Annotated in this window: 12 protein-coding genes; 10 read left to right on the top strand and 2 right to left on the bottom strand. The window is 67.1% G+C overall.

All coding sequences use genetic code 11. From position 1 onward, the window contains the following. A partial coding sequence (locus tag VHB27_RS14600) for a hypothetical protein (RefSeq protein ID WP_325601655.1) occupies window positions 1-313 on the bottom strand: 313 nt, incomplete at its 3' end. Window positions 314-428: 115 nt separating this feature from the next. On the opposite strand from VHB27_RS14600, the gene tagH reads away from it, so the two are divergent. The 10 genes from tagH to VHB27_RS14550 all read left to right on the top strand — a co-directional run bounded on the left by tagH (window position 429) and on the right by VHB27_RS14550 (window position 13,819). Next, window positions 429-1,424: a type VI secretion system-associated FHA domain protein TagH gene (gene tagH, locus VHB27_RS14595; protein WP_325601653.1), complete on the top strand. Its 996-nt coding sequence runs from the start codon at window positions 429-431 to the stop codon at window positions 1,422-1,424. A 319-nt stretch (window positions 1,425-1,743) separates the two neighbouring features. After that, window positions 1,744-2,172, top strand: coding sequence for a type VI secretion system lipoprotein TssJ (tssJ, locus tag VHB27_RS14590; RefSeq protein ID WP_325601651.1), 429 nt, complete (start codon window positions 1,744-1,746; stop codon window positions 2,170-2,172). Window positions 2,173-2,174: 2 nt separating this feature from the next. After that, complete coding sequence (gene tssK, locus VHB27_RS14585) at window positions 2,175-3,512, top strand: type VI secretion system baseplate subunit TssK (RefSeq protein ID WP_325601649.1); 1,338 nt, start codon at window positions 2,175-2,177, stop codon at window positions 3,510-3,512. Between the two features lies 1 nt (window position 3,513). Further along, the gene (gene tssL / locus VHB27_RS14580; RefSeq protein ID WP_325601647.1) at window positions 3,514-4,899 is read left to right on the top strand and encodes a type VI secretion system protein TssL, long form; all 1,386 of its coding nucleotides are present in this window, start codon (window positions 3,514-3,516) and stop codon (window positions 4,897-4,899) included. Window positions 4,900-4,908: 9 nt separating this feature from the next. Next, window positions 4,909-8,565: a type VI secretion system membrane subunit TssM gene (gene tssM / locus VHB27_RS14575; protein WP_325601644.1), complete on the top strand. Its 3,657-nt coding sequence runs from the start codon at window positions 4,909-4,911 to the stop codon at window positions 8,563-8,565. 17 nt (window positions 8,566-8,582) lie between these two features. Continuing rightward, complete coding sequence (locus tag VHB27_RS14570) at window positions 8,583-10,559, top strand: type VI secretion system Vgr family protein (RefSeq protein WP_325601642.1); 1,977 nt, start codon at window positions 8,583-8,585, stop codon at window positions 10,557-10,559. Continuing rightward, window positions 10,559-12,013, top strand: a complete 1,455-nt coding sequence (gene tssC / locus VHB27_RS14565; RefSeq protein ID WP_325601640.1) for a type VI secretion system contractile sheath large subunit — start codon at window positions 10,559-10,561, stop codon at window positions 12,011-12,013. Before VHB27_RS14570 ends, tssC begins: the two co-directional genes overlap by 1 nt. A 50-nt stretch (window positions 12,014-12,063) precedes the next feature. Further along, window positions 12,064-12,711 carry a type VI secretion system tube protein Hcp gene (locus VHB27_RS14560; RefSeq protein ID WP_325601637.1) on the top strand — a complete coding sequence of 216 codons (648 nt, stop codon included), beginning with the start codon at window positions 12,064-12,066 and terminating at the stop codon, window positions 12,709-12,711. A 14-nt stretch (window positions 12,712-12,725) separates the two neighbouring features. Then, window positions 12,726-13,430 (top strand): type VI secretion system tube protein Hcp, encoded by a 705-nt coding sequence (locus VHB27_RS14555; protein WP_325601635.1) that lies wholly within the window; start codon window positions 12,726-12,728, stop codon window positions 13,428-13,430. Between the two features lie 2 nt (window positions 13,431-13,432). Beyond that, window positions 13,433-13,819 carry a DUF4280 domain-containing protein gene (locus VHB27_RS14550; RefSeq protein ID WP_325601633.1) on the top strand — a complete coding sequence of 129 codons (387 nt, stop codon included), beginning with the start codon at window positions 13,433-13,435 and terminating at the stop codon, window positions 13,817-13,819. 24 nt (window positions 13,820-13,843) lie between these two features. On the opposite strand, the gene VHB27_RS14545 is transcribed toward VHB27_RS14550, so the two are convergent. Then, a complete protein-coding gene (locus VHB27_RS14545; RefSeq protein ID WP_325601631.1) occupies window positions 13,844-14,653 on the bottom strand; it encodes a hypothetical protein in 810 nt (269 codons plus the stop codon). Window positions 14,654-14,671 lie beyond the last annotated feature (18 nt).

Genomic DNA, 14,671 nt, shown 5'->3' with positions numbered 1-14,671 from the left:
CACCCGATCCGTTCGGCGGCGGAATGGACCAGCAGGGGATGCATCCGTCGGGCGGAATGAATGCCGCGCCGGTGCCGCCGGCGGCCGCGGACCCGTTCGGCGGGATGCAGGCGCCGGGATACGGGCAGGCGGGGCCTGAGGATTTTCGACAGGCCGCACCGCCGCCGGGGTTCAACCCGGCGGAGTTGATGACGGATTTCGGGCAGCCGAACCGGACCGACCCGTTCGGCGCGCCCGCCGGCGGAGCGACCCAGCCGGAGGCCTTCGCGCCGCCGCCGGCGATGCCGCCCGGGGGAATGGTATCGGGGGGCATGCCGCCCGGAGGAATGCCACCCGGAGGAATGCCACCCGGGGGGATGCTGCCAGGGGGAATGGTACCTGGGGGAATGGTATCGGGGGGCATGCATCCGGGGGAAATGCCGCCGGCCATGCCGGCGCGGCCGGTTCCCGCGCCGCCGCCCTTCGCCGCGCCGCCATCCGATCCCTTCGCCGCGCCTGGCGGTCCCGTCCCGGCCGGCGGCCTTATGCCCATGCAGCCGGTCCCCGCGCCGCCGGTTCCCACCGCGCCCCATGCCGCCGAACCGCCGGCGGCGTTCCAGGCGCGGCCCGTGGCGGGGCCGGGCAATCCGTTCGAGGAAGGCGCCGGCTTCGCCGTCCGGCCGGGGGCGGACGACGCCGAATTCGATCCGATGGCGGTCACCACGCGGCAGCCCTCGGCCGCCGCCCCATCCGTCGCCCCATCCGTCGCCCCATCCGTCGCCCCATCTGCCGCCCCATCTGCCGCCCCATCCGTCGCGCCCGCGCCGCCGTCCCGGACGCAGGCTCCGGCGCCGGGCGCGGCCGATCCGCGCGCGCTGTTCCAGGCCTTCCTGGAAGGCGCGGGCGTCACCGGCGCGCAGATCGACGATGCCGATCCCGAAGCCGCCCTGCGCGCTGCCGGGGAAGTGTTCCGCGCCATGGCCGAGGGGCTGCGGGAGGTCCTGATCTCCCGCGCCGCCATCAAGAGCGAGATGCGGATCGAGCAGACGATCATCGCGGCGCAGGGCAACAACGCGCTGAAATTCTCGGTCACGCCGGAAGACGCGGTCGCCGCCCTGCTGACGCCGCGGCGGCGCGGCTACATGCCCCCGCTGGCCGCAGCGCGGGAGGCGGTGGGGGACATCAAGGACCACGAGATCGCGGTCATGGCCGGCGTGCAGACCGCGTTGATGACGCTTCTACGGCGGTTCGACCCGGATGAACTTGAGAAACGCCTTAATCTTGGTGGCCTGAGCGCGGTTTTACCTGGCGCGCGGAAGTCTCGATATTGGGATTCATTTCGCCAGATCTATGGCGACATTACGCGGGAGGCGGAGGACGACTTCCAGTCGGTCTTCGGCCGCCAGTTCGCGAAGGCCTATACGCAGCAGACCCGCAAGGAGTAGACGCGCGCGGAACGGACGCGCTGGGGGGAGACGGCATTTTCTTGCGATACGCAACTTTCTTCGGCAGGAAGAGGGAGGCAATCCCCTGGACGGCCGGGAAGAGCGGCGGCAATGGACGACGCCAGCGGATGATCCCAATGGATGATCCCAATGGGTGATGTTGGCGGATGATGCAACTGTTCTTCCCCCAGAGGAACAAGTGGTGCATAGTAACTATGATCGAGGGAGCGTTGGACGAATGCGTGGAACTCCGCGTCGCCGGACTTTGGGTTGTGCCTTTGCCGTTTTGTTACGGAGTACGGTCTTTCTCGGTCCAGCCGTGCTCGCCGGTTGCAGTTCCGCCCCCCCACCGCCGCCGCCGACCGTCGTCTACGTCAAGCTGGTCGCGACGAAGGACGTGAACGGCGGCGCCCCGATCTCGGTCCGGGTGTACCAGCTTGGCTCGAAGTCAAGCTTCGAGCAGGCGGAGTTCTTCCCGCTCTACAAGACCGACGCGACGGCGCTGGGCCCGGACCTGATCAAGAAGGACGAAGTGCTGCTGGCGCCCGGCACGACGAAAGTCTTGACCCTGTCGCCGACGGATCCGGTGAAGGCGATCGGCGTGTTCGCGGCCTATGCCCGTTTCCAGACCGCGACATGGCGTGCCGACGCCGATGTGCCGGCGCATGAAACGACCACGGTGACCGCGACGATCGGCGCGTCGGAGGTGAAGGTCGCCTCCGCGCCCGGCAAGCCCCCCGGCTCCTGACCATGGCCTGGGAAAACAAGGTCGTCTGGGGTGAGGGGCTGTTCCTGCAGCCCCAGCACCTGCAGCAGCAGGAACGCTATCTCGAGCGGGTGATCCGCGGCGCGACCGGCGCGCTGACGCCGTTCTCCTACGGGCTGACCCATCTGTCGATCGATACCGACCTGCTGGCGCTGGGCAAGTTCGCGGTGCGCTCCGCCGCCGGGGTCCTGCCGGACGGGACACCGTTCCACATCCCGGACGATACCGACCACCCGCCGACGATCGACGTGCCCGAAACGGTCAAGAACGCGATCGTCTACCTGGTGCTGCCGTCGCGGCTGCAGGACGCCGTCGACACCGTGCCGCCGGACCGGCTGGAGACCGCGGCCCGCTATTCATCGGGCGAGCGGGAGGTCATCGACACCACATCGGACAACCGATCGGTTGCAACCGTTCCTATCGCCAAGCTGCGCATCCGCTACGCGCTGGAGCATGAAAGCCGAGCGGGACATGTCTCGGTGGGATTGGCGATGGTGGTGGAGGTGCGGCCGGACAAGGCGGTCGTGCTGGATGAAGCCTATATCCCGCCGGTGATGACCTGCGGCGTGTCGTCGCTGCTGGCTGGGTTTCTCACGCAACTACAGGGGCTGCTGCACCACCGCGCCGAGGCGCTGGCGGGCCGCGTGTCCGATTCCGCCACGCGCGGGGCGGCGGAGATCAGCGACTACCTGATCCTGCAGATCTGCAACCGTTACGAACCGCTGATCACCCACCTGGCCGCGGCCAACGGGCAGATCCATCCGGAATCGCTGTACCGCGTGCTGCTCAGCCTGGCCGGCGAACTGGCGACGTTCACCGAAACCCGCAAGCGCCCGCCGGTGTTCCCGCCGTACCGCCACGACGACCTGAACGCGACGTTCCGCCCGGTGATCGCGGCGCTGCGCCAGGCGCTGTCGACCGTGATCTCGGCGAACGCGGTGCCGATTCCGTTGCAGGAGCGGAAATACGGCATCCGGGTCGGGCCGATCCCCGATCGCAGCCTGGTCACGGACGCGACCTGGGTGCTGGTGGTCAAGGCGCAGGTGCCGCCCGAAACGCTGCGCCGCGGCTTCCCCAACCAGGTGAAGATCGGTCCCGTCGAGCAGATCGCGGAGCTGATCACCGCGGCATTGCCGGGCATCGCGGTCGCGCCGCTGCCGGTGGTGCCGCGCCAGCTTCCCTATTACGCCGGCCGTTCCTATTTCGAACTGGACCGGTCCGGTCCGTACTGGCAGGCCCTGGCCCGCTCCGGCGGCATCGCCGTGCACGTCGCCGGGGACCTTCCCGGACTCGAAATGGAATGCTGGGCGATCCGAGGTTGACATGAGCGACGATCCTTTCGCCGAACCGTCCGACGCCGAAAAGACCATCATCCGGCCCCGCCCGTCCGGCACGGCGGCGGGATATTCCGGTGGCGCAACGCCGGGGGCGGCGCCGCGCCACGATCCCTTCGCCAACACCGCGCCGCCTGCTGCGTCCGGGCCCGCCCGGCCGCTGCCGGTGACGGGCACGAACCCGCTCGTTGCCGCCGCCTCGCCGGTGCTGGCGGCGATCGTGCGCATCTCGGGCGACGCGGCGCGCGGACCGGACGCCGACCGGCTGAAGCGCGCGATGGTGGACGCGATCCGCAAGTTCGAGGTCGACGCGCTGGCCACCGGCATGGACACCCGCTCGCTGCGCGCCGCGCGCTATGCGCTGTGCGCGACGATCGACGACCTGGTGCTGAACACGCCCTGGGGGCGCGCGTCGAACTGGGCGCGGCAGACGATGACCAGCATCTTCCACAACGAAGTCACCGGCGGCGAGCGCTTCTTCGAGATCCTCGACCAGATGCAGCGCGACCTCGGCAACCAGTTGCCGGTGGTGGAGCTGATGTATCTCTGCATGTCGCTGGGCTTCATCGGCCGCTATCGCGTCATGCCGCGCGGGATCGCGGCGCTGAGCGAGCTGCGGGAAGGGGTCTATCGCGCCATCCGCATGCGCCGCGGCGATTTCGAGCGGGAGCTGTCGCCCCAGTGGCGCGGCATCAACGCCGGCGCCAAGCCCCTCGCCCGGCGCATCCCGATCTGGGCGACGGCGCTGGGGACGCTGGCGATCGCCTCGATCGCCTATGTCAGCTTCGCCTTCGCGCTGTCGAACTCGTCGGAGATCTCCTTCGCGGAGCTGTACGGGCTTCCGCCGCGCGGGACCGTCACCGTGCCGCGCACCGCGCCGCCGCCGCCCGCGCCGCCGCCGGTGCAGTTGGCGGTGACCCAGCCCAGCAACCTGGAGCTGAAGCTCAAGCAGTTCCTGGCGCCGGAGATCAAGGCCGGGCTGGTGACCGTGTTCCAGGACGCGCAGACGATCACCGTGCGGCTGGCGAACGTGAACATGTTCGGCTCCGGCCAGGCGACGCTGTCGTCCAGCTACCAGCCGCTGCTGCAGCGGATCGGGGAGGCGCTGAACGATGAGACCGGCCAGGTCATGGTCAACGGCTATACCGACGACCAGCCGATCCACACGCCGCGCTTCCCCTCGAATTTCGAGCTGTCGCAGGCGCGCGCGCAGGCGGTGCTGGACGTGTTGAAGACGAAGGTGAAGGACCCCGGCCGGCTGCATGCCCAGGGCAAGGGGCAGGCGGACCCGATCGCCCCCAACACGACCGAGGACGGACGCAGGCAGAACCGCCGCACGGAGATCGTGCTGGTACGCAGCTCGGACGCGACGTGAGGCCCGGCGATGCTCATTGATTTCTTCACGCGGATCTTCCGGAACCGCTGGGTCACGACCTTCCTGGGCGCCCTGGTGCTGGCGGTGCTGGTCTGGTTCTGCGGCCCGCTGCTTGGGTTCGGCAGCGTCCATCCGTTCGAGACGGCGTTCGTCCGCTACCTGACCATCGCGGCGATCTTCGTGCTGTGGCTGGTCACCAACCTGGTGCGGTCGCTGCACGCGGCGAAGCAGGAAAAGGACCTGGCCGCCGGGATCGCCAAGCCGGAGCCCGATCCGAACGAGACGGCGTCGGCCGAGGAAATCGCCCTGCTGTCCGACCGGCTGAAAGAGGCGCTGGCCAACCTGAAGAAGGCCGGCAAGAAGGGCAGCGGCGGCAAGCGGCTGGTGTCGCTGCCGTGGTACATGTTCATCGGCCCGCCGGGCGCGGGCAAGACGACGGCGCTGCTGAATTGCGGGCTGAAGTTCCCGCTGGCCGATACGGCGGGCGGTCCCCAGGCGCTGAAGGGCGTCGGCGGCACGCGCAATTGCGACTGGTGGTTCACCGACGAGGCGGTGCTGATCGACACCGCCGGGCGCTACACGACGCAGGACAGCCAGGCCGCGGTCGACAACGCCGCGTGGCTGGGGTTCCTGAAGATGCTGAAGAAGCATCGCCACCGCCGGCCGCTGAACGGCGTGCTGATCGCGATCAGCCTGTCCGACCTGTCGCTGCTGACCGAGGAGCAGCGGCTGACCCATGCCCGCGCCATCCGCCGGCGCGTGCGGGAGCTGCATGACGAACTCGGCGTGCGCGTGCCGGTCTATGTGCTGTTCACCAAGGCCGACCTGATGGCCGGCTTCGTCGAGTTCTTCGACAACATGGGCCGCGAGGAGCGCGAGCAGGCCTGGGGCGTGACCTTCCCCTATGACGACGGGCGGGAGGACGGGATGGTCGCCGGCTTCCCCGGCGCGTTCGACGCGCTGCTGGAGCGGCTGAACGACCGGATGCTGGAACGGGTGCACCAGGAGCCGGACCCGCAGCGCCGCCGCCTGATCTATGGCTTCCCGCAGCAGCTCGCGTCGCTGCGCGACGTCGCCAACGAGTTCCTGAACGAAGCGTTCCGGCCTTCGCGGCTGGAGCCTCGGGCGCTGCTGCGCGGCATCTATTTCACCTCCGGCACGCAGGACGGCACGCCGATCGACCGGCTGCTGGGCACCATGGCCAGCGAGTTCGGCCTGCCGCGCCAGGCAGTGACGGCGTTCAGCGGCGCCGGGCGCAGCTATTTCCTGTCGCGGCTGATCCGCGAGGTGATCTTCGGCGAGGCCGGGCTGGTCGGCCTGGACCCGAAGGTCGAGAAGCGGGCCAAGCTGATCGCCTATGGCACCTATGGCGCGGCCGCGCTGTTCCTGGTGGTGCTGATGGGCGGCTGGGTGATCAGCTACATCAACAACCGCGCGCTGATCGCCAACGTCCACGCGGCGTCGTCCGTCTATACGAACCAGGTGACGGACCTGGCGAAGCGCGGTCCGAACGATCTGGACCTCGCGGTCGTGCTGCCGCCGCTGGATACGCTGCGGGGCATTCCGGGCGGCTTCGACGAGCGTGAGAAGGACGTGCCGATCGCGCTGGAGCTTGGGCTGTACCAGGGCGAAAAGCTGGGGCTGGCGGCGGCGGACGCGTATGACCGCGCGCTGAACGGTCTTCTGCTCCCCCGCATGCTGGGCCGGCTGGAGATCCAGATCGCGCGGCAGATGAACAACCCCGACCTGCTGTATCCGCTGCTGAAGGTCTACCTGGTGCTGGGCCGGCAAGGGCCGCTCGACAAGGACCTGGTGATGCAGTGGTTCAGCCTGGACGTGGCGAACAGCTATCCCAGCGAGGAGCAGGCGAAGACGCGGGAGTCGCTGCTGGCGCATGCCGAGGCGATGCTCGACCAGCCGCTGACGCCGCTGGCGCTGAACAACGACCTGATCAACCGGGCGCGCGAGGTGCTGAACCGGGTGCCGCTGGCGGAATATAGTTACAACCGCATCGTCCACAGCAAGCGGATCACCTCGCTGCCGGAATGGACCGTCGCCGACAACGCCGGACCGGGATCGAGCCGCGTGTTCGAGCTGCGCTCGGGCAAGAGCCTCGCGACGGGCGTGCCGGGGATCTATACCTGGGCCGGGTACCACAACGTCTTCCTGCCCATACTGCCCACGGTGACGCAGGACATCAGCGAGGATTCCTGGGTCCTGGGCCGTGCCAAGCGCGATGTGGCCACGACGCTGCGCGACACCACCAAGCTGCGGCGCGACGTGCTCAACCTCTATCTCGACGACTATGCGCGGCGTTGGGACGCCATGCTGGCGGACATCGCCATCAAGCCGTTCGCCAACCTGCAGAGCGCGCTGGACGAGCTCAGCCTGCTGTCGGCGCCGGCGTCGCCGCTGCGCGACCTGCTGACCAGCGTCGACCAGCAGACGCAGTTGAGCCGAGCGGCGGCGACCGACCAGGCGGCGGCGGCGGTGGAGGCGAAGGCGGGCAAGGTCGGGACCAAGGCTGCCGGGTTCGCGGCGGTGGAGGCGCGGTCCGGGCTGTCGTTCCAGCAGGCCGGGCTGGTCAACATCCTGGGCGAGATGTTCGGCAACGACCCCAACGGCAAGCCGATCGATCCGGCCAAGCGCGTGGACGAGCACTTCAAGTCGCTGCACGACTTCATGGCCGCGCCGGGCCCCGGCGTGCCGGCGCCGATCGACGCGATGATGAAGAACCTCCTGGCGATGTACCAGAACTTCAATCAGGTCGCGAACGCGCCGAACCAGGGCCAGGCGCTGCTGAACCAGCTGGCCGGCGGCGGCGCGGCCGGCGGTGGGGCCGGGGGTGGGGCCGCCGGCGCGGCCCAGCAACTGGCGGATATGGCGAAGGACATGCCCAAGCCGGTCGCGGCGATGCTGACCAGCGTGTCCAAGAGTGGCGCCCAGGTCGCCAGCAGCGGCGCCGCCCAGGAACTGTCCGATGCGTGGAAGACGAAGGTGGTGCCGCTGTGCCAGGCGGCGTTCAACCGCTACCCGTTCCTCGCCGGCAGTTCCGAGGACGTGCCGGTCGACGATTTCGCGAACCTGCTGGCGCCCGGCGGGATGATGGACCAGTTCTTCGACCAGTATCTGAAGAAGTTCGTCGATACGACCACGAAGCCGTGGAGGTGGCTGTCGCCCGACAAGGTGCCGCTGGGCCTGTCGCCGGCCTCGCTGGCGGAGTTCGACCGGGCGGACCAGATCAAGAAGGCGCTGTTCGGTACCGGCAACCAGGTGCAGGTGCGGTTCCAGCTCGTGCCCGTGTCGCTGGATCCGTCGGTGGCGCAGATCTCGATCGACATCGCCGGCACGACGCTGACCTATAACCACGGTCCCGCCGAACAGGCTCGGTTCCAATGGCCGAAAGCGGACGGGACGACGCTGGTGCGCGTGACGATGACGCCGACGAGCGGCGGCAACGCGACGATCATCGAGAAGGACGGGCCGTGGGCGCTGCTGCGCCTGCTGGACACCGCGACGGTCACGCCCAGCGGGCAGCCGGACAAGTTCCGGATCACCTTCACCGGCGGCGGCGGGACGGCGACGTTCCAGCTCAACGCCAATAGCGTCAACAATCCGTTCACCCTGTCGGCGCTGCGCAGCTTCCGCTGCCCGCCGAAGCTGTAACGCCAGGGAGGGAGATCATGTCCGGCGCAGCAGACATTGCCGCCAATGCCTGGGTGGAGGTCGATTTCTCCCCCGATCCGGGGTTCCAACTGATCTTCGACGGCATCCACGCGACCGAGGAGCTGGGCCGCCCCTTCCTGTACGAGATCGAACTGTCCTCGGGCAAGCGGCAGGAAAACGTGTCCTCGTTGATCGGCAGCCGCGGGACGGTCTGGCTGGCACAGTCCGCCGAGGGAAAGGACGACACCTTCTTCAACGGCGTCGTGACCAAGGTCGTGTCCCACGGCCTGGCGCGCGGCGCCTATCGGTATTCGGTGGAGCTGCGGCCCTGGCTCTGGCTGTTGTCGCGGGTGGTCGACTGCCGGATCTTCAACAACAAATCGCCGTTCGACATCATCACGACGATCTTCCGCGACGCCGGGTTCTCGGATTTCGAGGACGCGCGCCAGGCCAGCGCCGGCGACACCGTCCTGGAATACTGCGTGCAGTACCGCGAATCCTCGCTCGACTTCGTCCATCGGCTGATGGAGCAGTACGGGATTTATTATTTCTTCACCCATACACGCTCCAAGCACACGCTGAAGCTGGCCGACGATCCGAACAGCCACAAGGACCAGGGCGAGGAGGTGCCGTTCTCCTTCGACCAGACGGAGCAGCGGACGGTCGGGGACCACGTCTTCGAATGGTCCGCCGCGATGGGCCTGGAATCCGGGAAGTTCACCTATCGCGACTACGACTTCACCAAGCCGTCGGCCGACCTGACGTCGAAGACGACCATGCCGGGCTCGCACCAGAGCTACAAGGACCTGGAAGTCTACCAGTATCCCGGCTTCTACAAGGAAACGTCGGACGGCCAGAAGCTGACGGATGTGCACCTGCAGGCGATCACCAAGGACCGGCTGGTGATGACGGCCAAGTCCAACGCGCGCGGCCTGCACACCGGATGGAAGTTCAAGCTGAAGGAGCATCCGCAGGACTCCCAGAACAGGAGCTACCTGATCATCCGCTCGACCTGGGAGATGCAGTTGGCCGAAGGCTCCTCCAGCGTCAGGGACCAGGGGGAGACGGTGGACACCTATCGCGTCAGCTGCGACGTGATCCCGGACGATACGCATTTCCGCCTGCGCCGGCTGACGCCGTCGCCGATGATCCGCGGTCCGCAGACGGCCCTGGTGGTCGGCTCGTCGGGATCGGAGATCGACACCGACCAGTACGGCCGCATCCTGGTGAAGTTCTATTGGGACCGGGCGGAGATCGAGGACGACAAGCGGACCTGCCGCATCCGGGTGGCGCAGTCGACCGCCGGCAAGGGGTGGGGCAGCATGGTGCTGCCGCGCGTCGGGCAGGAGGTGATCGTCGAGTTCCTGGAGGGCAATCCGGACCGGCCGCTCGTCACCGGCGTCGTCTACAACGCCACGAACACGGTGCCGTATTCGCTGCCCGACAACCAGACGCGGATGACGTTCAAGTCCAATTCCAGCAAGGGCGGCGGCGGCTTCAACGAGCTGCGCTTCGAGGACAAGAAGGACAGCGAAGAAGTCTTCTTCCAGGCGCAGAAGGACTACAACAAGGTCGTCCTCAACAACGAGACGGTGAAGATCACCCAGGACACGACCACCACCGTCGAGAAGGGCAACCGGTCGGTGACCGTCAGCCAGGGGAACGATACGACGACGGTCAGCCAGGGGAACCACTCGCTGACGGTCTCGGCCGGCACCAGCACGATCGAGGCGGCGCAGTCGATCACGCTGAAGGTGGGTCAGAACAGCATCGTGATCGACACCTCCGGGATCACCATCAAGGCGATGAAGGTCGAGGTCGATTCGACGGCGGGCGACATCACGCTCAGTTCGCAGATGAACCTGGCGCTGAAGGCGCTGATCAACCTGACGGGCGAGGCGACGGCGGAGATGCAGTTGAAGGCCACGGCCGGGATGACGCTGAACGGCGGCGCCAGCCTGGCGGCGCAGGCCGCGATGATATCGTTGAACTGATGGACCACGAAAGCCTCGAGCCGAGCTTCGCCGACCTGCTGGAACGTCCGGCGCTGGTGGCTGGCGTGGCCGAGGACGCGCCGTCCGAAGCGGGGATGGCGACGATGGCGCGGCTGGTGCTGAAAGCCGGCCCCGGCCTGCCGGAACAGCCGGCGCGCCGGCTGGTGGAGACGCTGATCGCCGAGATCGACCGCGCGATGTCGGCGCAGATGAACGCGATCCTGCACCATCCGGCGTTCCAGGACCTGGAAGCGGCGTGGCGGGGCCTGTGGATGGTGGCGCGCGCGACAGACGAGCAGGCGGGGACCAAGATCAAGTTCCTGGACATCAACAAGCGCGAACTGTCCCGCACGCTGCGGAAGTTCCGCGGCAACGCGTGGGACCAGAGCCCGATCTTCCGCAAGGTCTATGAGGAAGAATACGGCCAGTTCGGCGGCGAACCCTATGGGCTGCTGATCGGCAACTATGCCTTCGACCATCGCCCCGACGACGTCGCGCTGCTGTCCGACATCGCCAAGATCGCCGCGGCCGCGCATGTCCCGTTCGTCGCGTCGGCCGAACCGGCGCTGCTGCAGATGGAATCTTGGTCCGAGACCGCGAATCCCCGCGATCTGACCCGCATCTTCCGCACCCCCGAATACGTGTCCTGGCGTGCGCTGCGGGAGCAGGAGGATTCGCGCTATGTCGGCCTGTGCATGCCGCGCTACCTGGCCAGGCTGCCGTACGGGGCGCGCACCGATCCGCTGGACGCCTTCGCCTTCGAGGAGGAAGCCGAAGGCTGCGACATCCGGAACCTGCTGTGGGGCAATCCCGCCTTCGCCTTCGCCTGCAACGTCGTCCGCGCCTTCATCGACTACGGCTGGTGCGTGCGCATCCGCGGGGTGGACCGCGGCGGCGTCGTGCAGGGCCTGCCGGTGCTGCACCACCCGACGGCGGACGGCGACACCGACCGGCGGACCGTCACCGAAATCTGCCTGAGCGAGCACCGGGAAGCCGAATTGTCGTCCTGCGGCCTGATGCCGCTGGTGCATCGCAAGAACACCGACAGCGCCGCGTTCCTGAGCGCGCAGTCGTTGCAGAAGCCCCAGGTCTACGACGATCCCGACGCCACGATCAACGCGACGCTGTCCGCGCGGCTGCCCTATCTCTTCGCCTGCTGCCGGTTCGCGCACTACCTGAAATGCATGGTGCGCGACAAGATCGGATCGACGATGTCGCGTGCCGAGATCGAACAATGGCTGTCCGACTGGCTGCTGGGATATGTCGACGGGTCGCCGTCCACGTCCAGCGAGGAATTCAAGGCGCGCCACCCTCTGGCGGACGCCCAGGTCTATATCGAGGACCGCGAGGACATGCCCGGCATGTACGAGGCACGCTTCCTGCTGCGCCCGCATTACCAGCTTGAAGGCATCAGCGTTGCGTTGCGATTGCTTTCGCGGATGCCGGCACAGTAACGTTGACGAAACCACTCCGCTGACATGGACGGGGTAAAAGGTGGACGGACATGGCTGAAAGCGCCCCCAAGACCGATACGGTGATGAAATTCGAGTTCGAGAAGAAGCCCGTCTATGCCGAATGCACCCTCAGCGTCGCGTCGGGCGACTCGCTGATGGACGGCTTCCGGCCGGGGGTGGCGGGCGTGAAGAGTTCCTACAGCAACTTCTTCGAGGTGCACGATTCCAACTTCTCGATGTCGCTCAAGGAAGACGACAGCATGAAGACCTCGGGTGACGCCGGCCCGTTCGCCAGTTGGCGAAGCGCCACCGATGAGGAAGCGGAAAAGATCAAGTACCCGTTCGAGTTCGACAAATTCAGTTTCAAGCGCACGGTGGACCAGGCTTCGCCGCTGTTCTTCTACAACTGCTGCAACTCGATCACGTTCGATTCGGCGACGGTGGTGAAGCGCCTCAACCAGGGCGGAGACCGGCCTTCGATGGGGATCATGCGCATCGACTTCTACACGGTGCTGTTGACGGGCGTCGATTGGACGGACGGCGAACTGATCCAGGAAAGCTGTGAATTCATCTGCCAGAAGATGAAGATCACCTTGCGCCGCCAAGGCGCCAATGGCGTGATCTCCGCCGCCGGGGAGGTGGTCATGACCTGGGACGGCGGTCCGGAAAACATCCGCGACAAGTATGCACCGAGATAGGAAGGGTCGTTTCGATGGATTCCGATAGTGGCGATCTCTTGCTCAAACTGGTGCAGAAAGGCGGCGTCCCGGTCGCGGGCACGAGCCAGACGGTGCTGACGAAGCCAGGCAGCACGCCCGATATGCTGAGCAAGGATTTCCAGCGCCCGATGTATATGGAGATCGACAACTTCAACATGCGCATGGGCACCTCGGGCACGGAGCGGGGGGCGCAAAGCCAGCAGCAGGCGCAGCAGCAGACCCAGCAGCACGTGCATGACACGCATTACGTGACGCAGCAGATGACCGAGGAGGAGCGGCGTGCCTCGCTGGGCGCCGTGTCGCGCCGGGGCGGGTATCAGTCCTGGCGCAGCGGCAACTTGAAGCCCGGACGGTATCCGCTGGACCTTCAGCCGATCACCTTCGACAAGCCGGCCGACATCTCCTCGAAAGTCATCGTGCAATCCTGCATCGACCGCGAGATGTTCGACCAGGCGGTCATCATCAAGCGCAAGCCGACAGGCTCCGTGCTGGCGGGGGAGGTCTATCTCCGCCTTGAGTTCGACCATGTGATGGTGATCAAGGTCGATTGGTCGGACGAAGACGATTACATCAAGGAAACAGTATCCTTCATCGCGCGCGCCGTGACCTTGTCCTATCGTCCGCAGACCAGCGCGGGGGGGCTGGGACCGGTCATCTCCAAGTCGTGGTCGATGACGGACCAGAGGGATGTGAGCTGACAATGGCCGTACAAGTCGTTTCCGGCGCCGCGCTGATGTGCCCGTTCGGCATGGCGCCTTCCACCCTGACGGTGCTGCCGACATCGATGGTGTCGGCCTCCAAGATGCCGGCGGCGACGATCATGGACTTCGCGCCGATGACGAACATCGCGCCGTTCGGGATGTGCATCACGCCGACCAACCCGGCCGTCGCGTCGGCCACCGCCGCGGCGATGGGGGTGTTGACGCCGATGCCTTGCGTCCCGGTCACGACCCCCTGGACGCCGGGCATTCCGACGGTGATGTACGGAAAGATGCCGGCGATCGACAACACCTGCATCTGCAACTGCGCCTGGGGCGGGGTGATCACGATCACCTTCCCCGGCCAGACGCAGACCATGGTGGGGTGACTCCGTCCTCTCAAGACCGCGGGCCTATGCCTCCGGCAAGCCAAGTTGCCGAGCGCGGAAGCGGTTGACGTGCTGGATGCCGGCGTCGCCGGCGCGTTTGCCGTGATAGGCCAGGTGCGCGTTGTGGATCTCCGGGTCCCGCCATTTCGCGACGCCGGGGCCTTCCGCCACGCATTGCTCGACCGACCAGCCCGCCATGTGCGGCCGGCGGATGAAGAACGGCAGGGTGTCCCGCACCTCGATCGATACCGGCCGGTGATAGGTCCGCACGTGCCGCGTCAGCAGAAACTCCGCGTTGAACGCCGTGTCCGCCGCGTAGTCCCATAGTCGCGACAGCAGCATGTGGAAATGGACCATGACGCTGGGCGTGCCCAGCGCGAAGGCGTCGAACAGCACGCCCTTGGTCTCGGTCCATTCGTAGCCAACGAAATCGGTCTGCTTCCGCGCAATGGCGTCCAGGTCCACGTTCAGCGGCCGGAAGAAGCTCAGGTCGGTGCGGATGCGCACCACGACGTCGAACAGCGGCGCATAGGGGGCGAACAGCGTGCCGACACGCTGCCAGCCGGCGTATTGCGACACCATCCGGGACGGGACGTTGATGTTGTCCCGCTTCAGCCATTCATACTGGTCGATCATGCTGAAGTCCGGCACGCTTTCGTACTGGCACAGCGCCGGGCGCAGCAGGGCGTTGAGGCGCTGCCGCTCCTCGGGCGGGACCGTGTCCCAGAAATGGCAGAACGCGTGGACCTCGGCGCCCGGAAACAGCGGGCGGTGGGTGGGGACCGATTCTTCCCACATCCGGGGCAGTCCGCTGTACAACAGGGCGACGCGCATGCTCTCCGCACTCGGTTC

Origin of the sequence: Rhodopila sp. (assembly GCF_035548235.1) — a bacterium.
Lineage (GTDB): Bacteria > Pseudomonadota > Alphaproteobacteria > Acetobacterales > Acetobacteraceae > Rhodopila.
The sequence above is the reverse complement of the archived record's forward strand: the minus strand, read 5'-3'. Positions and strand labels throughout refer to the sequence as shown.

Coding starts and splice junctions, on each gene's coding strand:
- tagH (WP_325601653.1), top strand. CDS start 429: ATGCCGGCGCGGCCGGTTCCCGCGCCGCCGCCCTTCGCCGCGCCGCCA.
- tssK (WP_325601649.1), top strand. CDS start 2,175: ATGGCCTGGGAAAACAAGGTCGTCTGGGGTGAGGGGCTGTTCCTGCAG.
- tssL (WP_325601647.1), top strand. CDS start 3,514: ATGAGCGACGATCCTTTCGCCGAACCGTCCGACGCCGAAAAGACCATC.
- tssM (WP_325601644.1), top strand. CDS start 4,909: ATGCTCATTGATTTCTTCACGCGGATCTTCCGGAACCGCTGGGTCACG.
- VHB27_RS14570 (WP_325601642.1), top strand. CDS start 8,583: ATGTCCGGCGCAGCAGACATTGCCGCCAATGCCTGGGTGGAGGTCGAT.
- tssC (WP_325601640.1), top strand. CDS start 10,559: ATGGACCACGAAAGCCTCGAGCCGAGCTTCGCCGACCTGCTGGAACGT.
- VHB27_RS14560 (WP_325601637.1), top strand. CDS start 12,064: ATGGCTGAAAGCGCCCCCAAGACCGATACGGTGATGAAATTCGAGTTC.
- VHB27_RS14555 (WP_325601635.1), top strand. CDS start 12,726: ATGGATTCCGATAGTGGCGATCTCTTGCTCAAACTGGTGCAGAAAGGC.
- VHB27_RS14550 (WP_325601633.1), top strand. CDS start 13,433: ATGGCCGTACAAGTCGTTTCCGGCGCCGCGCTGATGTGCCCGTTCGGC.
- VHB27_RS14545 (WP_325601631.1), bottom strand. CDS start 14,653: ATGCGCGTCGCCCTGTTGTACAGCGGACTGCCCCGGATGTGGGAAGAA.